General features: G+C 66.6%; 15 protein-coding genes and 1 tRNA gene. 5 read left to right on the top strand and 11 right to left on the bottom strand.

Annotation, left to right across the window (positions count from 1 at the left end; translation table 11 throughout):
* The first annotated feature begins 18 nt into the window (after positions 1-18).
* Positions 19-1761, top strand: coding sequence for a pyruvate dehydrogenase (locus HW274_RS05915; RefSeq protein ID WP_185989470.1), 1743 nt, complete (start codon positions 19-21; stop codon positions 1759-1761).
* 9 nt (positions 1762-1770) lie between these two features.
* Here the strand turns inward: HW274_RS05915 and HW274_RS05910 are convergent, their stop codons facing one another.
* From HW274_RS05910 to HW274_RS05900, 3 genes are read right to left on the bottom strand one after another with little or no spacing between them, the layout of a single operon-like run.
* Positions 1771-2319, bottom strand: coding sequence for a TetR/AcrR family transcriptional regulator (locus HW274_RS05910; protein WP_185989469.1), 549 nt, complete (start codon positions 2317-2319; stop codon positions 1771-1773).
* A complete protein-coding gene (locus HW274_RS05905) occupies positions 2316-3830 on the bottom strand; it encodes an MFS transporter (RefSeq protein WP_185989468.1) in 1515 nt (504 codons plus the stop codon). The genes HW274_RS05910 and HW274_RS05905 overlap by 4 nt, the downstream gene beginning before the upstream one ends.
* A 55-nt stretch (positions 3831-3885) precedes the next feature.
* On the bottom strand, positions 3886-5025 hold the full coding sequence (locus tag HW274_RS05900; protein WP_185989467.1) for a bifunctional GNAT family N-acetyltransferase/nucleoside triphosphate pyrophosphohydrolase family protein: 1140 nt from the start codon (positions 5023-5025) through the stop codon (positions 3886-3888).
* 118 nt (positions 5026-5143) lie between these two features.
* Between HW274_RS05900 and HW274_RS05895 the strand changes: the two genes are divergently transcribed.
* The gene (locus HW274_RS05895) at positions 5144-6493 is read left to right on the top strand and encodes a hypothetical protein (RefSeq protein ID WP_185989466.1); all 1350 of its coding nucleotides are present in this window, start codon (positions 5144-5146) and stop codon (positions 6491-6493) included.
* Positions 6494-6502: 9 nt separating this feature from the next.
* Here HW274_RS05895 and HW274_RS05890 read toward each other — a convergent pair whose 3' ends face one another.
* The gene (locus tag HW274_RS05890; protein ID WP_185989465.1) at positions 6503-7765 is read right to left on the bottom strand and encodes an MFS transporter; all 1263 of its coding nucleotides are present in this window, start codon (positions 7763-7765) and stop codon (positions 6503-6505) included.
* Positions 7766-7973: 208 nt separating this feature from the next.
* Between HW274_RS05890 and HW274_RS05885 the strand changes: the two genes are divergently transcribed.
* Positions 7974-8543 (top strand): DUF805 domain-containing protein, encoded by a 570-nt coding sequence (locus HW274_RS05885; RefSeq protein ID WP_185989464.1) that lies wholly within the window; start codon positions 7974-7976, stop codon positions 8541-8543.
* A gap of 301 nt (positions 8544-8844) precedes the next feature.
* The gene (locus HW274_RS05880; RefSeq protein ID WP_185989463.1) at positions 8845-9342 is read left to right on the top strand and encodes a DUF805 domain-containing protein; all 498 of its coding nucleotides are present in this window, start codon (positions 8845-8847) and stop codon (positions 9340-9342) included.
* Between the two features lie 65 nt (positions 9343-9407).
* On the opposite strand, the gene HW274_RS05875 is transcribed toward HW274_RS05880, so the two are convergent.
* Together HW274_RS05875 and HW274_RS05870 are read right to left on the bottom strand one after the other, a co-directional pair.
* A tRNA-Leu gene (locus HW274_RS05875) sits at positions 9408-9498 on the bottom strand.
* Between the two features lie 113 nt (positions 9499-9611).
* The gene (locus HW274_RS05870) at positions 9612-10523 is read right to left on the bottom strand and encodes a D-hexose-6-phosphate mutarotase (RefSeq protein ID WP_185989462.1); all 912 of its coding nucleotides are present in this window, start codon (positions 10521-10523) and stop codon (positions 9612-9614) included.
* Between the two features lie 69 nt (positions 10524-10592).
* Here HW274_RS05870 and HW274_RS05865 point away from each other — a divergent pair, with 69 nt between their 5' ends.
* Entirely contained in the window at positions 10593-12050 is a 1458-nt protein-coding gene (locus HW274_RS05865) for an AI-2E family transporter (protein WP_075253771.1), read from the top strand.
* Between the two features lie 12 nt (positions 12051-12062).
* Here HW274_RS05865 and HW274_RS05860 read toward each other — a convergent pair whose 3' ends face one another.
* The 5 genes from HW274_RS05860 to HW274_RS05840 form a co-directional block, all read right to left on the bottom strand.
* Entirely contained in the window at positions 12063-15470 is a 3408-nt protein-coding gene (locus tag HW274_RS05860; protein WP_185989461.1) for an error-prone DNA polymerase, read from the bottom strand.
* A gap of 21 nt (positions 15471-15491) precedes the next feature.
* Positions 15492-18014, bottom strand: coding sequence for an HNH endonuclease signature motif containing protein (locus HW274_RS05855; protein ID WP_185989460.1), 2523 nt, complete (start codon positions 18012-18014; stop codon positions 15492-15494).
* Positions 18015-18385: 371 nt separating this feature from the next.
* Positions 18386-18781, bottom strand: coding sequence for a hypothetical protein (locus tag HW274_RS13005; protein WP_396027392.1), 396 nt, complete (start codon positions 18779-18781; stop codon positions 18386-18388).
* 407 nt (positions 18782-19188) lie between these two features.
* Positions 19189-19887 carry a SatD family protein gene (locus HW274_RS05845; RefSeq protein WP_185989575.1) on the bottom strand — a complete coding sequence of 233 codons (699 nt, stop codon included), beginning with the start codon at positions 19885-19887 and terminating at the stop codon, positions 19189-19191.
* A gap of 129 nt (positions 19888-20016) precedes the next feature.
* Entirely contained in the window at positions 20017-20664 is a 648-nt protein-coding gene (locus HW274_RS05840) for a thymidine kinase (protein WP_075253766.1), read from the bottom strand.
* Positions 20665-20678: the final 14 nt, after the last annotated feature.

Raw genomic sequence — 20678 nt, 5'->3', positions numbered from 1 at the left:
ATCTCCAGGGAGAGACGCATGAATGTCGCAGAACAGCTCGTGGCCCAGCTCGTCGATGCCGGTGTCCACAGGATATACGGCATCGTAGGGGACTCCCTCAATCCGATCGTCGACGCCGTCCGTAAGACTGGCGGTTCCGCCAAGGGTGGGATCGACTGGGTCCATGTACGCCATGAGGAGGCCGCTGCCTTCGCTGCTGCTGCTGAAGCGCAACTGACCGGCGAGCTCTCCGTGTGCGCCGGCTCCTGCGGTCCGGGCAACCTTCACCTGATTAACGGCCTGTACGACGCACAGCGCTCGGGTGCCCCGGTGCTGGCGATCGCCTCGCACATCCCCAGCGTTCAGATTGGCCAGTCCTACTTTCAGGAGACCCACCCGGATCGTCTGTTCAACGAGTGCTCGGTCTACTCAGAGCTCATCTCCACCCCCAAGCAGGCCCCTCGTGTCGTCAACGCCGCAATCCGCCACGCTGTCAGCCTGAGCGGCGTGAGCGTGATCTCATTGCCGGGAGATGTCTCCGACGAGAAGGCCACTGCCGCCATTCCCGAGTACTCCAAGGCCAGACCGGCCACCCTGTCGCCCAACCCTGCTGACGTGGCCGAGGTGTCCGCCTTACTCAACAAATCTCGGAAGGTGGCGATCTTCGCCGGCGCCGGTGTGAAGGGCGCTCACGACGAAGTCATCGCACTGGCCGACCTGCTCAAAGCACCGATCGGTCACTCGTTGCGCGGCAAGGACTTCATCCAGTATGACAATCCCTACGACGTCGGTATGACGGGCCTCCTGGGATACGGGGCCGCCGCCGAGGGCATGAAGGACGCCGACGTACTGCTCCTACTGGGAACCGATTTCCCTTACGATCAGTTCCTACCGGACACCGTGACGGTCCAGGTGGACAATCACGCTGAGAAGCTGGGGCGACGCACCGACGTCTCTCACCCGATTCACTCAGACGTCATCCCGTTCATCGAGGCGCTCATTCCACATATTAAAAAGCGCCGCTCCGACGCTTTTCTCAAGGCTCAGCTCAAGAAGCATGCCAAGATCATGAAGGCGCCCATTGGCGCCTATACGCGCAAGGTGGACAGGATCAAACCCATTCATCCCGAGTATGCCGCCCACGTGCTCAACGAGGTCGCCGCCAAGGACGCGATCTTCACTGCGGACACCGGAATGTGCAACGTGTGGACCGCACGCTACATCGACCCTCTGGGGACGCGCCGCCTCATCGGATCCTTCCTGCACGGATCCATGGCAAACGCCCTCCCCCATGCCATCGGCGCGCAGGTCTCCCACCCCCATCGCCAGGTGATCTCCGTGTCCGGCGACGGCGGCCTGTCCATGCTCATGGGAGAACTCGTGACCGCCCGTATGCACAACCTGCCGATCAAGGTCGTGGTCTTCAACAATTCGACCCTGGGTATGGTGAAGCTCGAGATGCTGGTCAATGGTCTGCCCGACTTCGGCACTGATGTCCATGACGTCAACTACGCCGGAGTAGCACAGTCGATCGGTTTCCATGCCGAACGCGTTGACGATCCACGAGACTTGCGCAGAGCTTTTCAGAAGGCCTTCGACTTCAATGGCCCAGCACTGGTCGAGGTCATCACCGACCCCAACGCTCTGTCGCTTCCTCCAGAGATCACGGGTGAGCAGCTGATCGGCTTCGCCACAGCAATGAGCAAGATCGTCCTTAATCGAGGTGCGGGTGAGGCCGTGAGCATGGCGACATCGAACATGCGTAACATTCCCCGCTTCTAGGGGAGCCTGTCACTGCCGTCCGCCATCGCCGGCCTCACCGCGAGCCAGGGACACGATGAGGTCAGCGATGGCGGGCTCATCGGGGCCCAGCCCGTCAGTGTCGAAAGCGCGGTTGGCCCACCATCCATCCACGGCCAGCAGCGCCACTCGCTGCATGGCAGTGAGCTCACGGATCTCCCCCACCCACTCCCGGCGCAGCGTGTTCCAGGCCTCCTCGAGCATCTCCGCCTCCGGAGTGGCCGAGACCATGAAGCTGGTCTCTCCGGGAAGGATGTCACCGTCGAGTACTGAGCGGGCCAGTGCTTCGATGCGCTCGGTCCGGCTCGCCTCCTCCGGCGGCTTGCCCAGTGCTTCCAGCGCCGCGGCCCGCCATCGTTCCAGGAAGGCCGCGGCGATGCCCTCCAGGAGATCGGTCTTGGTGCGGAAGTGGTAGATGACTCCGCCTCGGGTCAGTCCAACGTGCTCGGCCAGGGCATCGAAGGTGAGCGTATCGAAGCCGTCACGGTGGGCAAGCTCGAGCGCCCCGGTGATGATGCGGTCCCGTTTCGAGGTTCTCATGCGGTCTCCTCACTCATCTCACTCGTGGCTGGAATACGGCGTGCGGCCATGATGCCCGCGCCCAGGAGGATGACGGCGGCGATGACGGCCGTGGCCTGCATGGCCCGGGTGAACGCCTCTCGGGCTTGGACCATCAGCTCGGCCTGCACGGGGTCGCTCGGGTCGATGGCGCCCGCCAGGGTGGCCAGGGACTGCTCGGCGGCCTCGGCCACTCGCTGCGGAAGACTGGAGGGGGCGGGCCCGAGCAGCAGCCGGTAGCCGACGTCCTGGATCGTGCCGAGCACCGCGATCCCCAGCGCGACGCCCAACTCGAGGCCGGTCTCGGAGATGGCCGAGGCCGCTCCGGACCGGTCCGCGGGCACCGCGCCCAGGACAGCTCCGGTGGAGACCGTGAAGGCCAGGCCGATGCCTGCGCCGATGACGAGTAGACCGACACCGATGACCACGATTCCACCGTAGGACTCTCCGAGCGCGACCACGACCAGCCCCACGGCCGCCACCAGCAGGCCGCTTCCGAGCGCCCAGCCGTTGCCGAGCCGGCGCACCACCGCGGCGACGACCGCGACAACAACGATGGAGGCCAGCGACGCGGGCAGCTCAGTCAGACCCGCCCGGAGTGTGGAGTAGCCCCGCACGAGCTGGAGGTACTGGGAGAAGAAGTACAACAGGCCGGCCAATGCGAAGATCGCCAGGACGGTGGCCGCGATGGCCCAGGTGAATGCGGGGCGCCGGAAGAGCTCGACGTCGATCAGCGGCGTGGCCAGCGTGCGCTGACGCCTGATGAACAGCCATCCGAAGGCCAGGCCGCCCACCAGTGCTGCGGTCGCAACGACGGTGAGGCCGTCGTGCGCGAAGGACTTGACGGCGTAGGTGATTGGCACGATGGCCAGGACCGACAGGACCGCGGAGGCCAGGTCCACCGGGGCTCCCTGATCGTTCTTGGACTCCGGCAGGAGCCACAGGCCCGTGACGATGACGGCCGCCATGACCGGAACATTGATGAGGAAGACGCTGCCCCACCAGAAGTGCTCGAGCAGGATTCCACCGACCAGCGGCCCCAGGGCGGTGCCGCCCGAGCTGCCTGCCGACCAGATCGCGATGGCGGTGGTGCGGTGGCGGGCGTCGGGGAAGACATTGCGGATGAGGGAGAGCGTGGAGGGCATGATCGTGGCGCCTCCGACGCCCAGTAGGGCTCGGGCGGCGATAAGGGCTCCCGCACTGGGTGCGAAGGCCGCCATGATGCTGGCCGTTCCGAAGCCGAGTGTCCCGATGAGCAAGAGGCGTCGCCGACCGATGCGGTCGGCGACATTGCCCATGGTGACCAGAAGACCCGCCAGGGTGAAGGAGTAGATGTCACCGATCCACAGCAGCTGGCTGGCCGTCGGGCTCAGGTCCGCACTCAGCGAGGGGATGGCCAGAGCCAGCACCGTGGAGTCGATGGCCAGCAGGGTCACGGCCAGGGTCAGGACGGCCAGGGCCGCCCAGGCGCGAAGTCCAGGAGTACGAGTCACGGCCAGAACTGTACTATACGCACAGTATAGTTATGGCTGTGTCGATGGTCTCTTCTCAGCGCAGGCGGCGACTGCGCAGCACAGCCTCCACGTTCGGAGGGAAGTAGTCCGGCCCCTTGAGGACCTTGCCGTCCTCGCGGTAGACCGGTTTGCCGTCGGCACCCAGCTTGGACATGTTGGAGCGCTGCACCTCGGCGAGCACGGATGCCAGGTCGATCCCGGTCTCCAGGGCCATGCCGTAGATGACGTAGATGAGGTCCGCCAGGGCGTCGGCGGTCTCGACGGTGTCGCGAGCACTGTCGTCGGCGGCCACGGCGCGGCGGTAGCTCGACTCGATCTCGGCGCGCGCCGCCTGCCCGTAGACGGCGCCGACGAGCTCGGAGAATTCCTCGGCGATGAGACTCATGCGCATGTCGAGGCTCTCGCGCTCGAGGCTGGCGCCGTCGGTCTGGACGGGAAGTCCGTAGACGTGGTGGAAGCGCCGCACCAGGGCCTCGGGGTCGTCGCCCTCCCTCTCTCCGACACCGTCGTGAGCCACCAGGGGCAGCAGGCCGTCCGTCTCGACAGGGCCATCCCAGGGAGCGCGCGGCTCACGCGGGTCCTCGGGCAGCAGGGTGGCGATCCAGCCGTCATGGAGCTGACCGTCATTGGGCAGGAAGCGGCGCACTCGCCCTTCCCGCTGGAAGCCGAGGGACCAGGCGACCTTCCAGGAGGCCCAGTTGGGCACCGGCCCGTGGCCCGTCTCATGGATGTCGCAGCGCCACCGCAGAGCGGACAGGCCCAGGGGGCCCTTCGGATCGAAGGCCATATCGATGAGGGCGGCGACGGCGCGGGTCATGGTGCCGCGTCCGCGCGCCGCAGCAGCGAGCCAGTAGCCGACCTCGCCGGTCCGAGCGCCCTCAGGGCCGCTCAGGGTGATGCCGAGCATGCCCACCAGGTGCGGACAGGCACCGGCATCTGCCTCGCGGATCGCCCAGGTGAGCTCACGCCCCTCGCTCCAGCCCTTGGCCACGACCTGCTCGACGAAGAACTCGGCGTCGCTACGCTGATAGTTGCGGGGGACGAAGGTCCACTCCTGAATGTCCGTATCCTGGCAAATCTCGGTGATGCGGTCGAGGTCGTCTCCGGTGGGGACCGACAGGACCAGTGCGGGCAGGTCGCCGTCAGCAGCAACGGTCATCTCAAAGGAGTCCATGAAGGCCGATGCTAACGCCTCTGCCCCACCAGACTCTTGATGAGATCCCCATAATCCTCCCTCAGGTCATTTCATGGGCCTATGCTCGAGGGCGACGTTCCCGACGAGAAGAGCCTGAGTGACTTCCGCATCCACACCTGAGAGCCAACGCCATGGTCCCGACATCCCCCGCTGGATGCTGCCCTCAGTGAGAGTACGCAGACGCGGCGATGTCATCACGGTCGAGCAACGGGTCCCAGCCCGTGTGGAGAGCATTCAGACAAGAAGCAGTTACGACTCAGCTCACCGCGGCTACGTGGAGCACCATGACATTCCGAGCTTCGAGTCCGGTATGGGGTCTCCGACCGGCCTTGCACTCGTCAAGGAGCGTCTGACTGTTCCGGCCAGTGCGGCGAGTGAGCAGCAGGTGCGTCAAGCCGTGGACCAGGCCATCGCCGCCTATGATCCAGGCACGGCGGCGCCGTCCATTCTGCTCGGTGGGGGCGGGTTGCTGCGGCTGCTGCAGGCCTTCTCCTCGTTAGCGCTGGCGGTAGCGGGCCTGGTTCTCACCGTCTCCTTCCTTCGACACCCCTCCATCGCATCCCCGGGCGATCTCTTCGCCAGTGCCCATAAGGTCTTCACGGTTCTTTCCGGCGTTTTCACCCTCGTGGCACTGGCCATTACAGTCGCCTGCGTGTGCGCCGCTTGGGTCCTGCGTACTCCGAGGTTCGTGGCCGAGGAGCAGTGGGGACTGTTGCGTCAGACCCTGACCCAGTTGGCGGGGCAGGAACCCGGTTCGTCGCGTCCCCTGGACATTGAGGCGGGCCTGCGCCGGGATCTCATCACTCACCCGAACGGAGGGTCCCTCGCGCGTGGCGTCACTCGTGACGGGCGCATGGGTCCCCCGTGGCCGGATACTTACGACGTCGCCAAGCGCGTCAGGCACGGGCGGCGCGCCCTGGTCGGCATGACCGTCTTCGCCTCAGTCTTCCTGCTCGTGGGGATCGTGATCTTCCTGCTGTTCATCGCCGCTGGACAGCCCACGCTCATTCCTCTGCTCTTCGGCGTCAGCATTTTCGGCGCGCTCCTCTCCCACGCCTCCAAGCAATGCGACCGTCTCCTCGTCTCTTATCCCCGCATGATGCCCGGAGGAGAAGAGCCGCGGGAACTCAGCTGGGAGGATGTCGACACCGCCTCCTTGCCCGCGTGGTGCGATGCGCGCCGGCGCGAGCGCTACTGGAACCTTGCTGCGATCGTGTTCCTGGTTGAGTTCGTTGTGGCTGTTCTCGCCATATTTGCCTCTGTGATGCTGAATCAGACTGCATTCTCGGCCAGCTCCTCCTCGCAGGAGGCTCACGCCCACGCTCTGATATGGAACTCGATCCTTGCGCTGGTCGTCATCGCCGCGGCACTCACCACCGTTGCGATCGGCAGGCTCTGGACTCAGAAGAAGGACAGCGAGCTACGCCATCAGGCAGGACTGGTCTGAGTCCTCGTCTCAGCCCCGCCGCTGACTCCCCGCATGCCTGCGGCGCAGGACCGGCCAGCAGGAGACCATGATGAGGCCACCCAGTAGGCCGTAGGCCAGAGCCACCCACAGTCCGTGATCGTCAGCGAGCCGGCCGACGATCGGTGGCGCCAGGAGGCCCGCCAGGCGGGCCAGCCAGGACACGATGGTCAGTCCCAGCCCGGGAGGAAGCCCTTCGACGTCGTCGGCAGCGGAGTAGGTCACGGGGACGGCGACGGCGCATCCCGCCCCGGAGATCGCCATCCCCAGCAGCGTCCCGGGTACGGAGGAGACCAGGAGTGCGATACTCATTCCGAGGGTGACTAGTGCTCCGCCCCAGGCGATCACGGCCCGCTGGCCGACAGCGTCGATGATGCGGTCGCCCACCAGGCGCCCCACGATCATCGTTCCTTGAAGGGCCACCAGCCCCAGCCCGACGTGACCGGCACCGGCGCCCTGTTCGGACAGGAGCAGGGAGGACCAGTTCATGGCGACGTCCTCGGGGAACATCGAGGCCGCGCATAGCAGTCCGACGACAATGAGCACGAGGGCCGTGACCGGTCGGACTCGACGAGGCGGTGTCGCCGGCCTCACCTCGGGGGCGTCGTCGGGCTCCTTGATCTGATCAGGGTCGCGATCATCACGATCATGGCCGGGGAGGAACCAGCCTGCGAGCAGGGGGCCTACCGAGAGGACGAGCAACACCACCGCCGTCAGCACCATGTGGGTTCCCAGCCCCACTCCGGCTCCGGCCATGGCCTGCCCCATGGCTGCGCCCAGGACCGCCCCCAGCGACCACGAGGCGTGGAAGCTCGTCACGATGGAGGCGCCCCAACGGCGCTGGACCCGCAGTCCGTGTGCGTTCTGCGCGACATCGACAATGGAGTCCGTCCCACCCACAACCAGCAGGCAGAACGCCAGGACGAGCCACGAGCGGGCCAGCCCCGCTCCAAGGAGGGCCAGGGCCACCACGAGCATGCCCAGGCTGGCGACCTTGGCCGAGGTCAGCCGGGAGATGAGCCATGACGCGGCCAACCCCGCCACGAGAGCGCCGACGCTGGCTGCGGCCACCGCCTGCCCGAAGGCGCTCTTGCTCAGTCCCAGCTCCTCCACGATCTCCGGGAAACGCGGCACCAGGTTGGCGAATCCCAGGCCATTAGCCAGGAACACCAGGCTGACCCCGGCACGTGCACGTATGAGCACGGGACTGTGCCGTGTCCCTGGAGGGCTGCTCAGCGAAGTTGCGGAGTGCATGAGGGCTCACTCTACCGACATGGGTGTTCCGTGGCCCGGCATAGGGAGTACTCCCCACCGCAGCGGGAGGGAATCGAGGTGACGAGCCCTGCCCTCTACCCTTAGGCTGTGACTCGTACGCTGATCTGACACCAGAAAGCGCATCAGCCCTGGTGCTCTCAACCATGACGGCACCCACGCTCCCTGCCCCGTCTTACATGGAGGATTCATGTCCTACGGAACCGGCCCCGCACCCTATGGCGACCAGGCACCATACGGCGGTCCCGCACCCTATCCCGGTGGCCCCACTCCCTACGGCGCCCCCAGCCAGTTCGGACAGTTCGGCCCGCCACCTCTGACACCCGACGTCGCCCCGCTGCCCGGAGCAAGCTTCGGCGAGGCCGTCAAGCGCTTCTTCCAGCGCTACGCCCAGTTCCGAGGCTATGCGTCCCGCTCCGAGTTCTGGTGGGTTGCGCTCTTCAACGGTCTCGTCGGACTTGTCTTCTACATCCTGTTGTTCATGGTCGTTGGTCTTGGTGCGGCGGCGGATGGTTCCTCAGACGATGTCGGGGCCGGTGTCGGTATCGGGATGATCGTCGTCTGGCTTCTCTTTTTCGCCTATGCGATAGCTACGTTTATCCCGGGCTTGGCCCTCACGGTGCGGCGCCTGCACGATGTGGGAAAGCCTGGAGCATGGTGGTTTATTCAGCTCATTCCGTTCGGCATCGGCACCGTCTGGTTCCTGATCCTGATGGCATCGGAGTCCCGCCCCGATCTCTACCGTCCTGAGTGGAGCTGAGCAAAGTCTCCTGAAGGACAATAATTGGTCCCCGGAACCTCCTGGTTCCGGGGACCATTGCATTGGAGGTGCCGGGGAGAACGTGAACCCCACCTGACTTATGACAACTTAGCGGACTCAACTATTTGAGGCCGGTATTTCTTCCGCATTCCGCGGCCCCGCGACTCGGCATAGGAAGGGATCCCCTCTACCCCTAGGATACGACTCGTGTGCCGACCTGGCACCAGAAAGCCCATCAGCACGGGTATTCTCAGCCATGACGGCACCCACCGCTCCCCGCCCCGTCTTGCATGGAGGATTCATGTCCTACGGAACCGGTCCCGTACCCGACGGCGACCAGGCGCCATATGGTGACCCCAACCAGTTCGGGCCCATGTCATTGGCCCCCGACGTCGCTCCCCTTCCTCACGTGCGCTTGGGAGAGGCCGTCAAGCGCTTCTTCCAACGCTACACACAGTTCCGCGGATACGCTTCCCAGTCGGAGTTCTGGTGGCCATTTCTACTGCTCCAGATAGTCATCCCCTCTGGTCTCTACATGCTGATAGCAATCATCAGTATTCCGTCAGCACTGACGCCCGTTCCTGACACACCTGCAGCAGTGTACGCGATCTTAGGTTTATTATTTTTCTACGAGATCGTACTCATTACCCCGGCGCTCGCAGTGACGGCCCGCCGTCTTCATGACACCGGAAAGTCAGAGCTGTTCCTGCTTTTCTACTTCATTGGACTGGGGATCGTTCCGCTCATCATGTGCTGCATGCGTTCCCGCCCTGACCTCTACCGCCCCGAGTGGGGCTGAGCAAAGCCTCATGAAGGACAATGCATGATCCCCGGAATCTTTTGGTTCCGGGGATCATGTGCTGGTGGTGTCCGAGGGGGGACTTGAACCCCCACGCCCGTTTAATAAGGCACTAGCACCTCAAGCTAGCGCGTCTACCTATTCCGCCACTCGGACTTGTGTTGTCTCCTCCGCTTTTCAGCGGCTTGGCCGGGACCTCGCCCCGGCGACGCAGAGAAACTTAGCATGACGGCCACCGAGGCTACCAAGCCACGTTCAAGTGCTTCCCATCACACTGCGGTGCTCTCGACACTCACGGTCACCTGCATGGACCAGCTCGCCCCGGGCTCGATGGTGGGCGCGTGCTCTCGTACCGCCCCGCTCTCGACGCACACCATGGTGGGGAACTCGTCGTCGGCCATGTCCGGCAGTGGCGCGCTGTGCGTGGACCAGGGGTTCCACACGATCGTCGAGGGTGCGTTGCGCTTGTCGATGCCGATGGTGCGCTGATGCCCGGGATCAGTGACGGTAATCGGCTCGGCGGAGTCATAGATGCGGTCCACGGGGCCGTGGATCGTCACATCGCCCTCCTGGAGGTGGTGGGCCTCCTGGGGGTTGCGAGCCAGGTTGTCGCTGTAAACGGCGCCTGCGAGCCCGCTGATTCGGCTGGCGGTGACGTCGTGGACTGAGAGATAGGTGTGCGCGGCCGCCTCCACCGTGCGGGGCTCACTCCCCTCGTTGCGCAGGCTGAGTCCCAGGCGCAGCGTCTCGCCGACCTCGACCTCGTAGAGTGCTGTCAGGTGGTCGCGACTGACGCTAAGAAGAGCGCGGACACCGCCGCCGTCAGTGCTGGTGACCGTCAGCAGCCGCCAGGGGGCGATGCGTGCCCACCCGTGCTTCGGTACGGCGTCACCGTTGATGCCGACACCGAATTCCGGCAGGCAAAGGGGGATTCCTCCAAGGATGGCGGTAGCGCCGTCGAAGACCGCCTGCCGGGAGGTGAAGATGACCTCTGAGCCGCCGCGCGGCACCCAGGAGGTCACGGTGGCACCGTGGAGATAGATCTCTGCGGCCCCGGCCGGGGCGTCGATGAGGAGCCTCTGCTGCCCTCCCCGCCCTGGCCCTAACGCGGCGGTGCGGGGCAGACGCAGCTGGTTCGTCATGGCGGGGTGCGTCGGATTGCCGACATTCGGGGCGGTCATGGGGCCACGCTAGTAGGCTGGGCGTGTTTCGTCAGCCCGTTATCCAGCGAAGGACTGATCGTTCACCCCATGGCAACCAACAGCTCTCCGTCACAGGAGCCGACGCAGGACGCGCCGCCCGAGGTTCCCGAGTCCTCCCAGAGCTCCGACTCCCACCAGCCGGTTCAGGAACCCGACTCGGGGAAGAAGTCCGCCCGAGAGACGCTCAGCAGCAGTGGCCTGCTGAGCCGGCTCAAGAGCGCCCGTACGGCGCTGGACCGGGGGATCGACTGGGCGGAGAGGCGCCGGCAGGCGGACCGCGACTACCAGCTGCACTGGGAATCAGCCCCGGAGGAGGCTGAGAGCAGACCAGCCGCTCCCCCGGTGTCCACCACCCATGTGCGCGTGGCCCCCTCGGTCTCCTTCCCCGAGACGGTCACGACCCGTTCCTCGGTCATGGACTCCCTGCCCGCCTGGCTGGTGCGGGGCGGCATGGGGGCCTGGCTGGGACTGGGCATCATCATTGTCATCGGCCTGCTCTTCTACGCCACCTCGCAGGTGATCCCGGTCTTCATCGGCCTGTTCATGGCGCTGGTGTTCACCTCGATCCTCCAGCCGATGGTCAACCTCTTCGCCAGGATCATGCCCCGCTACCCGGCGACCTTCCTGGCACTGCTCACCACCATCGGTGCGATCGCCGGACTAGTCACATACGTCGTCACCTCGGTCACCAGCCAGTGGGGCTCCCTGGCATCCCAGTTCGGCGATGGCCTCAATACCATCATGGACTTCCTGGAGAACGGGCCGCTGCACTTGACACAGCAGCAGATCTATCACCAGCTTCAGCTCTGGCTACGCCAGGGGCAGCACTATCTGCAGTCCAATGCCCCGTCCCTGGCCTCGGAGCTGCTGTCCAACGCCAGTGCGGTCGTTGATGTGCTCACGGTCCTGGCCCTGGCACTGTTCGTCACGATCTTCTTCCTGGCCTCCGGGGGCCGGATGTGGCGCTGGTTCCTCAACGAGCTGCCTGCCACGATGCGGGAGTCGACCCACCGGGCTGCTGGTGCCGGCTGGTACACCTTCGCCGGGTACGCCCGCGGCACTGTGCTGGTGGCGCTCACCGACGCCATCATGGCCGGGATCTTCCTCCAGCTGGTGGGGATCCCGTTGGCAGCACCCCTGGCGGTGCTCGTGTTCATTGGCGCCTTCATCCCGATCATCGGCGCACCTCTGGCGATGCTCGTGGCCATGGTGGTGGCCCTGGCCTCCGGCGGCTTCGTCACCATGATCGTTGTCGGCGTGGGAGTGGCCGGGATCGGCCAGATCGAGGGGCACATCCTCCAGCCCCTCATCATGGGTCGCCAGGTCTCTCTGCACCCTGTGGTGGTCATCATCGGTGTCGCCCTGGGGACCTACGCCGCCGGCCTGCTCGGTGCGATCGTCGCAGTCCCGCTCATCAGCGTGCTCTGGTCCGTCTACTCCGAGCTGCACACCAAGGACGCCCCGGTCACTGGCGAGCTGCCCGCCTACTCCTCCCGCAAGGAGTGAGGGGCGCCGCTGTCAGCACCAGTCCCGGCTACCGGTGCCCGGGACACCGGGAAGGACCTGGAGACGATCGGCCATGAGCGCGACGACTCCGTCGCCCTTCTCCACGGTGCCGCGCACGATGAGAGCGACGGCGCGTCTGCCGATGTTGCGGTAGCGGCGCCACATGCCAGCTCGGCAGGTGACGTTGAGCAGACCGGTCTCGTCCTCCAGGTTGAGGAAGATCATGCCGGAAGCCGTGTGGGGCCGCTGCCGGTGGGTGACGACGCCGGCGACGCGCACTCGGCTCCCATGCTCCTGATCCACCAGGTCGGCTGCGCTGAGAACGCCGTCGGCGGCCAGTGAGGGGCGCAGCAGCCTCAGGGGAGAGCCCTGCGTGGACACTCCGGTCAGGCTCAGGTCGGCGGCCTGGCGCTCGAGGTTGGTCATGGTCGGCAAGGTCGGGGCCTGGGCGCCGACGGCGGTTCCCGGAAGCGTGGGCTGGCACCACACTTCCGGCCCCTGACGGGAGGCGCCACGACGTCGGCCGTGCTCATCGGCGAGGACTCCGGCAGCCCACAAAGCCTGACGGCGCTCCACCCCCAGACTGTCCAGGGCTCCTGAGACGGCCAGCGACTCAAGGCGGGAGCGGCTCAGACTCACGCGTCGCGCAAGATCGGCCAGGTCCCGGTAGGGGCCGTGAGCACAGCGCTCGGTGACGATGGCCTGCGCGGCCCGCTCCCCCAGCCCCTTGATCGGGGCCAGGCCCAGGCGCACCGCGAGATCCTCGTGGACGTCCAGGGAGGACGGGGCAGCAGGATGGGGCCTCAGCGGCTCCCACTGGTCTGATCGGCCGGCGTCCTGGTGGTCCTCCCGCTGCTCGACGGTGGCCTGCGCCAGTGAGCGGTTGATGTCCGCGGGCAGGACGCGCACACCGTGGCGGCGGGCGTCGGCGACCAGGGACTGCGGGGACCAGAAACCCATGGGCTGGGCGGCCAGGACCCCGGCATAGAAGTCCTCGGGCTTGCGCGCCTTGAGCCAGGCCGAGGCGTAGACCAGATAGGCGAAGGAGAAGGCGTGGGACTCGGGGAAACCGAACTCGGCGAACGACCTCAGCTTGCTGTAGATCGTCTCCGCTGTGGGCGCGTCAATGCCCCGGGACCTCATGCCGGCTATGAGCTTGTCGCGGAGGGCGTCCATGCGCTCGATGGATCGCTTGGCCCCCATGGCCTGACGCAGGCTGTCAGCCTCGGCGGGACTGAACCCCGCGGCGTCGACAGCGATCTGCATGAGCTGCTCCTGGAAGAGCGGAACTCCCAGGGTCTTGGTCAGAGCGGGTTTGAGGGAGTCATGCAGGTAGGTGACCTCCTCGCGACCCAGCCTGCGGCGGATGTAGGGGTTGACGGCGTCGCCCTGGATGGGGCCGGGGCGGATGAGGGCGACCTCGACGACGATGTCGTAGAAGGTCTGGGGGCGGAGTCGGGGCAGGGTGGCCATCTGGGCACGCGACTCGACCTGGAAGACCCCGACTGTGTCCGCGGCCGTGAGCAGCCGGTAGACGGCCGGGTCCTCCTCGGGCAGTGTGTGCAGCCCCCAGGGACGGCCGGACTGGGAGGTGCGCAGCTCCCCTTCCGTCACGGTCTCGGGAACGGTCTGTCCCCGCTGCGCCAGTGTGGTGAAGGCCAGACGCAGGGCGGTGAGCGCCCCTAGGCCCAGGAGGTCGAACTTGACCAGCCCGGCCTCGGCGCAGTCGTCCTTGTCCCACTGGAGGACCGAGCGGTTGTCCATGGCGGCCCAACGCACCGGGCAGACCTCAGTGACGGGGCGGCCGCACAGGACCATGCCTCCGGGGTGGACCCCCAGGTGGCGGGGCAGTCTCAGCAGCTTCTCCGCGATGTCGAGGACCGGCTCGGGGACCTCATCGTTCTGCCCGGTCAGTCCTCCGGGGCGCACTGAGGTCCACCGCTCCATCTGCTTGGCCCAGGTGTCCTGTACTCCGGCGGGGTGGCCGAGGGCCCGGGCGGCGTCACGGACTGCGGATCGGGGGCGGTAGGAGATGACGTTGGCGACCTGGGCGGCACGTTCTCTGCCGTAGCGGGAGTAGACGTGTTGGATGACCTCTTCGCGGCGGCAGGCCTCGATGTCGAGGTCGATGTCGGGGTAGCCGGCTCGCCCCGGGGACAGGAAGCGCTCGAAGAGCATCTGGTGCCTGACGGCGTCGACGGCTGTGATGCCCAGGGCGTAGCAGACTGCGGAGTTGGCCGCCGAGCCTCTCCCCTGGCACAGGATTCCCGACTGTGCGCAGAACTCGACGATGGCGTGCACGATGAGGAAGTAGCCGGGGAATCCTAGGGACTCGATGACCTCGAGCTCGTGGTTGAGCACCTCCCAGGCCCGGGGGTGCTCCTGCGGGGTGCCGTAGCGACGGGTGGCGCCCTGACGGGTGAGCTCACGCAACCAGCTGGCAGGTGTGTGGCCCTCCGGGACATCGGCGTCGGGGAGCTCCGGGGCGATGAGGGCCAGGTCGAAGGCGAGGTCTGCAGCGAGCTCGGCGGCCACGTCGACGGCGTCGGGGCGGCGTCGGTGGAGCTGCGCCATGTCCTGGGCCCCTCGCAGCCAGCGGCCGATGGCGGGCAGGTGACCGCGGGCGCCTTCCAGGTCGGTGACCAGGCGGGTGGAGGTGAGCACGTCGGCGAGGCGGGCGTCGGCCGGGCGGGCGCAGCGCACTGCACCGGTGGCCACAAGGGGCAGTCGGTGGGCGTGGGCCAGCCGGGTCAGGGCGTCGGTGAGGGCGGCGTCAGTGGGACCTCCGTCCAGAGTAAGCTCAACGGCCAGGCCGATTGCGGCATCTCCTTCAACCTGCCGGTGAGCGGCGGTTGTGGGGCCGGCACCGGAAGGACGGCCTCGGTCAGGCGCGGCGAAGAGCTCGGTCAGGTGTCCCAAGCAGGTGTCTGCCGCCTTCAGGTCCCAGGTGTCGGGTCGACGTGGATCCCCCAGGGCCCGACGCAAAGGGCCGTTGGCGGTACCGGTGAGGACGAGGCAGGTCCCCGCCGCTGCCTCGGTCTGGCCGGTGGACTCGGAGCGGAGAGCCGAGGCGAGTGTGGGCAGGTCGTGGGCCGGTTCTTGACGTTGCCCTGCGTCCAGGTTGTGCCGGGAGATGGCGGACACTAGGCGGCGGTAGCCGGTGGGGTTGCGAGCCAGAACGGGCAGGTGGGAGCCGTCGGCCAGGGTGAGCTCGGTGCCGTGAATGGTGGGTAGGCCATGAGCGCGGCCTGCTTGGGCGTGCTTGACGATGCCGGGGACGCCGTCGTGATCGGTCAGGGCGAGGGCCTCCAACCCGAGCTCGACGGCTGCCGAGGCCAGGTCATCGGGCTCGTTGGCCCCGTCGAGGAAGGAGTAGGCGGAGTGGGCGTGGAGCTCGGCATAACGGTGACGTCCGGTCATGTATTGGTAGCACCTGGAGCGTTAGAAGGGCGGGGCTTGGTCGATGAGGGGTGCGAGTTGGAGGGTGTGGGCGGCTTTGGGGTAGGGGGTGGTCTCAAAGGCTCCGGGTTTGTGGCCGGGTTGGGGGCCGCGGGTTGCGAGGCGGGGGCTGGTGCTGGTGCTGCTGTTGGGGTTGGTGCCGGGGCCGGCATGGTTGTGGGCCTGGTTGTCGAGGGCTCGGTTGAGGCGGTTGAGGATGTCGGGGTTGATCTGTTGGCCCAGGTCCGTTGGTACGACGGCGCCAGGAACAAGGTGCTGGTGGGGTCCGGTCTTGTGGGGTAGGCGGGTGATGGTGCCGTCTGGGTGGCGTTGGTAGACGGTCTTGTCGGGGGTGTGCCAGGACAGGGTTCCGCTGTCCTGGTCGCGGGTCAGGGCCCAGCCGGGGGTGTGCTTGAGGCGGTGGTGGGCCTGGCACAGGGTGGTGAGGTTGTTCAGGCTGGTGGTTCCGCCCTGGCTCCAGGCGGTGAGGTGGTCGATGTCGCAGCGTTCGGCTGGGGTCTGGCAGGTTGGGAAGACGCAGGCCCGGTCGCGGGCGCGCACCAAGTCGGCCAGGCCCGCCGGGGGACGGTACCTGGTGCGGCCGACGTCTACGACGGTGCCGCTTGCCGGGTCGGTGACCAGGCGTCTCCAGGTCCCGCCAGCTGCCAGGGCCCAGGCAGTCAGGGCCGGCACCACCGCGCTGCGCGCCCCGATGCGCACCTGAGCGACCCCGCCCGCAGCACACAACGAGGCGGTGGCCTGGGGGATGGGAGCAGCAGTGAACGAGGCGGTGGCCTGGGAGGCGGGAGCGGCCGGGTCGGGTTCGGGCAGACTCCTCCGGCTGGAACCGGGCAGAGTTCTCCCGTCAGCGGTGGGCAGGCTCCTGCTGCTGGTGGTGGTGGGCGGACTTCTCCTGCCGTCCTGGGACGCTGCACCGTTGAGAGGATCGGTCGTTACGGTGGGGTTCTGGCCTGGAGAGGCTCCGCTGGACTTCAGGTTGCGGGCCCCCTCGAGGCGCTCGCCGCCTCCGGGGTCACCACTGCCGGTGGGGTCTTCCGGTGGTGCCAGACCAACCAGGCTGGTCAGGGGGACGGTGACCTGGACGTCGATGTGGATGCTTGCTGGGAGGGGGAGGTGGCCGGTGCCTGAGGGGGTCCACCACGGGCTGGCGGACCCCACCAGGGAGCTCAAACTGCTCAGGAGGCCTTCCAGGGGCACCCCGTCAGGCAACAGTCGCTCCGGAGAGGCAGAGCGTCTGGGAGGAGCCAAGGGGACTGGCACTGAGCCCGGCTCATTCACATCACCAAAGCCTCCAGTGCTTCCGAGGCTGTCAGTGATGCCGTCACTGAGGCTGCCACCGTCACTGAGGCTGCTATCGAGGCTCCTGCTGTGGTTATTTCCGTGGGGGCTTGTGGGGGTGGTGTCCTGGGTGTCGTCGTCGGGAGCTTGCGTGGGTCTGTAGCAGGCGGTCTGCTGGCTGGTGCGTAGTGTGGACAGGGTCATGGCGGTGATGGCGTCGGCGCGTAGCTGGGCCGGGGTGCGCTGCTCACCGGCTGCCCTGGCGCTGGCGGCGATCGCGTCCAGGGTGGCGTCCAGCAGCAGGGCGTCCATGGTCGGCAGCAGCAGGCGGACCTGGGACATGCCCTCGCCGGCGGGCCTGGGACGCGACACGCACCGACGCTCCTGGTTGGCCCGGGCCCGCTCGGCGTGTCCGGTGGGGTCTGTCTCCATCAGGGCCCGCTCGATGTCGCGTCCCACCTGGGACACGCTGCGCCTGGGCGCCTGGGGAAGCACCCGCTCCTGAACGGCCAGCGCCACTGGGGCCGGCACGCCCTCCAGGCGGCGAGTCACCAAGGACGCCTTGGCTGCGTCCAGCACCCCGCACCGCTCCATGACCTCAGTGGGGGTAAAGCCCATGTCCATCAGGGCGCTGCCGTGATCCACGATCTGCCCGGCCCGGCTCCGGGACACCCCCAGGCGGGCCGACAGCAGGCAGGTGGTGTTGAACCGGCGCTCCTCGAACCCCACCACCGACGAGACCCGACCATCCGGACCCCACTGACCCGGATGACTCGACAGCTCACCACAGGCGGTCAGGCACGCCGCCGCCAGGGACTGACCCCACGACGCCCACGCCGCCAGACGGTGACAGGCCGCCACCAGCTCCCCCAGACCCACAGCCCCCAGACCCATGATCCCCGAGACGCCGGCCTCCTCCACGGACACGACCCGACGCCTCTCAGCGCCAGCCACCAGCGCCGCATCGTCCCCACTCTCACCAGCGAACAGGGTCGGTGCCGCATCACTATCAGCAGTGCAACCGTCGCCGTCGCCGTCGTCGTTGGGGTTCTGGGCGGTGACCAGCAGGCGGGCCAGCAGCCCCTCCACCACACCGGCCAGCGCTCCGCCCGCGGCCAAGGACCCCAGCAGACCCACCACATCCTCCGACGCGTTCTCGGCGGGCGCGCTCAGCGTCCCGGCCGCACCACCGGCCGGGACACGAGGAAGCACACCACCTTCGAACATACGTACAGTATAGCCCGACCCTCCACCCCTCTGCACGCCGAAACGGGCCCCAGAATCACCGGCACAACAACGAAAACCCGACGGCGCCGACCTCCCTGGCCCCAGGTGCACGAAGACAGGACAGTCCCCACAGTCAGGCCTCACACCCACACCCCAAACCCGCCCAGCCGGGCCGGCTAACCGGTTTGGGTAAGCCGGCCCGGGTGAGCCAGCTCAGGGACACAGGTTCGGAAAGACCAGGTGCGGGCAGGCCAGTTCAAGGATGCAGGTTCGAGGCGCTCGGCACGGGCGATCCGGTTCAGGACGTTCGGTTCGAGTGGACCGATTCAGGCCGTCCCAATCTCACCACCTCCTCCCCGACGTGACGCGGCTCAGGCAAGATGAATGACCAGAGCACCCAGGACCGCCAGAATCCAGGAGGCGAAGGAGCCGATGAGGAACTCCTCAGCCTTCTGCCCCGCCTTGTCCTCACTGATCTCAGGGAATCGGATCACACCCTTGGCGGCAACAATTGCGGCAATAGCAGCGGGCGCCTCAACGGAGGCGAGCAGGAGAATGAGGATTCGCTCAAGCGGACCGATCCAGCGACCACCGCGCATAGAGCTCCCCGACTCATCCTGCTTCCCACTCTCCTGCGAGGGCTCACAACCAGCACCAACAGCTTTCCCATTTCCCTGCGTGGAGTGGCGCGCAACAGCAAGAATGTCGGCGACGACTCGATTGGCGGGAACAGTCAGAAGGACGAAAACTCCGACGACGGCGCCCATCTTGGCAACTCGAGACCCAAGCGGCTGGGACACGACGACGCAGAGTGCCACAGCGAGGAGCAACAGACTCGCGCGGGCAAGGCGGATGAGCGGTTCCAGCCGATCCGTACCGTTCTCGGAGGCGCCCCGCCCCGCTCGCACCCACTGACGGATCCTCAACAACTTCTCCCACCAGGCCTGCGAAACCTGGCCGCAGCACAACCATGCAGTGACTACCAGGATGCTGACGACGACACCTCCTGTCCCAAGATGGAAAACGGGCCACCCGACCAGGACACCAAGAGCAACGACTGCAGACATTCCCACCAAGAGTCTCACCCCGGCGGACCTCCGAGACAATCCCCCACTCACCAGATCAGAGCCGCCAACCACGGACGCGACGGCGAACAGAAGAACGAGGAGGGCCGTCATTCTCCTTCACCTCCCCCACCCAATCCGTCGAGAAGCTTTTGGACCTCCAGCAAAGAGGAACCGGCACTGCGAGCGAATTCAGAGACGGCTTGCTGACTCACCTTCTCCTGGCGGGCGATCTCAATCTGGGTCATTCCCATGAGGAGTCCAGCCATGATGCGGCGCTGACGGGGCTGAAAGCGGAATATCGTCTGGTCGCGCAGAATGAGGACAGAGTTGACGAGCCCCTCTCGCTCGCTCTGCCCCCCTCCTGAGCCGCTGACCACATCCGGATGGATGCACAGCCAGGTACGGATGAAGGACCTCCCCGCATCCTGGAGATGATGAGCCTTCTCGATGGCTTCGCGTGCGGCCCACCATGCCGAGCCATCCTGGATCGGACGTACCGGCGCACCGTCCGCGCCACTTCCCACCGCGCCCTCAACCTCGGAGATCGCTCCGACGCCGATACCGAAGCGCAGGCCCAACCCTTCAGGCAGAAGGAGGTGTGTGCGCAAGGTGAGAGCGAGAGCGTCGGCAAGAGTCGCCGAGACCGCCTGCAGCTCGTCACCGACCGTGGCGTACGGGCGCTGCGTCAGCGCCAGACCTTCAGCGGCCCGCTCCAGAGTCTCATGGATGACGCGCTGAGCACGTCTGCGATCAGGGAGCTCACGCGAGCGGATGATGTCTGCGATGAGTGCGTGGGAGACAGTCACAGCTTCACGATAATGCTTGTAATACCCCGAATACAAGGAATATCTCGGAGCGAGGGGTGATCCTCACTCCTCATCACCCTCGGTCAGCCTTGTACTCCCGCCAGCACAAGCTCAGTCCCGGAGCGAGGCTCACCGGTCGGGAAGCCTCCCACCGGCGGCGAGGTAGCACTGGCCACACAGCGACTCGTAGGTGACATCCCCGGAGTCGATGGCCACCTGATCGCCGTCGAAGACGAAGGACTCCCCCACCTTGCGGGCGTTGAAGATGGCCTTGCGTCCGCAGCGGCAGATGGTCTTGAGTTCCTCCAAGGAGTGGGCGATCTCCAGCAGCCTCCGTGACCCGGGAAAGCTGACCGTGCGGAAGTCGGTGCGGATCCCGTAGGCCAGGACGGGCACGTCGTCGATCAGCGCGATCTCCATGAGTTGGTCCACCTGGAGGGCCGTGAGGAACTGGGCCTCGTCGACGAGCACGCAGTCAAGAACCTCATGCAAGGTCGCCGCCTCTCGCGGTACGCCGCCCTCATCGCAGACGGGCCGCTCACCGCTCAGGACCCGCCGGTGCACCAGGGCACGCAGGTCGTCGTCGGTGTCGACGAGGAGGTCGACGCGGCGCGACACCCCGAGCCGGGAGACGACCGAGTCCTCACCCTTGGTATCGACCACTGCCTTGAGGAGTAGGACGCGCTGTCCGCGCTCCTCGTAGTTGTAGGCGGTCTGGAGCAGCCCCGTGGACTTACCGGAGTTCATGGCGCCGTAGCGGAAGTAGAGCTTGGCCACGCGGGTCCTCCTGA

Origin of the sequence: Actinomyces sp. oral taxon 169 (assembly GCF_013394715.1) — a bacterium.
In the GTDB taxonomy this organism is placed as follows: domain Bacteria; phylum Actinomycetota; class Actinomycetes; order Actinomycetales; family Actinomycetaceae; genus Actinomyces.
This window is presented reverse-complemented; position numbering and strand designations above follow the sequence as displayed.

Excerpts from the sequence above, each read along its gene's own strand:
- HW274_RS05915 (WP_185989470.1), top strand. The coding sequence starts at position 19 with ATGAATGTCGCAGAACAGCTCGTGGCCCAGCTCGTCGATGCCGGTGTC.
- HW274_RS05910 (WP_185989469.1), bottom strand. The coding sequence starts at position 2,319 with ATGAGAACCTCGAAACGGGACCGCATCATCACCGGGGCGCTCGAGCTT.
- HW274_RS05900 (WP_185989467.1), bottom strand. The coding sequence starts at position 5,025 with ATGGACTCCTTTGAGATGACCGTTGCTGCTGACGGCGACCTGCCCGCA.
- HW274_RS05890 (WP_185989465.1), bottom strand. The coding sequence starts at position 7,765 with ATGCACTCCGCAACTTCGCTGAGCAGCCCTCCAGGGACACGGCACAGT.
- HW274_RS05885 (WP_185989464.1), top strand. The coding sequence starts at position 7,974 with ATGTCCTACGGAACCGGCCCCGCACCCTATGGCGACCAGGCACCATAC.
- HW274_RS05880 (WP_185989463.1), top strand. The coding sequence starts at position 8,845 with ATGTCCTACGGAACCGGTCCCGTACCCGACGGCGACCAGGCGCCATAT.
- HW274_RS05870 (WP_185989462.1), bottom strand. The coding sequence starts at position 10,523 with ATGACCGCCCCGAATGTCGGCAATCCGACGCACCCCGCCATGACGAAC.
- HW274_RS05865 (WP_075253771.1), top strand. The coding sequence starts at position 10,593 with ATGGCAACCAACAGCTCTCCGTCACAGGAGCCGACGCAGGACGCGCCG.
- HW274_RS05860 (WP_185989461.1), bottom strand. The coding sequence starts at position 15,470 with ATGACCGGACGTCACCGTTATGCCGAGCTCCACGCCCACTCCGCCTAC.
- HW274_RS05855 (WP_185989460.1), bottom strand. The coding sequence starts at position 18,014 with ATGTTCGAAGGTGGTGTGCTTCCTCGTGTCCCGGCCGGTGGTGCGGCC.
- HW274_RS13005 (WP_396027392.1), bottom strand. The coding sequence starts at position 18,781 with ATGGGCGCCGTCGTCGGAGTTTTCGTCCTTCTGACTGTTCCCGCCAAT.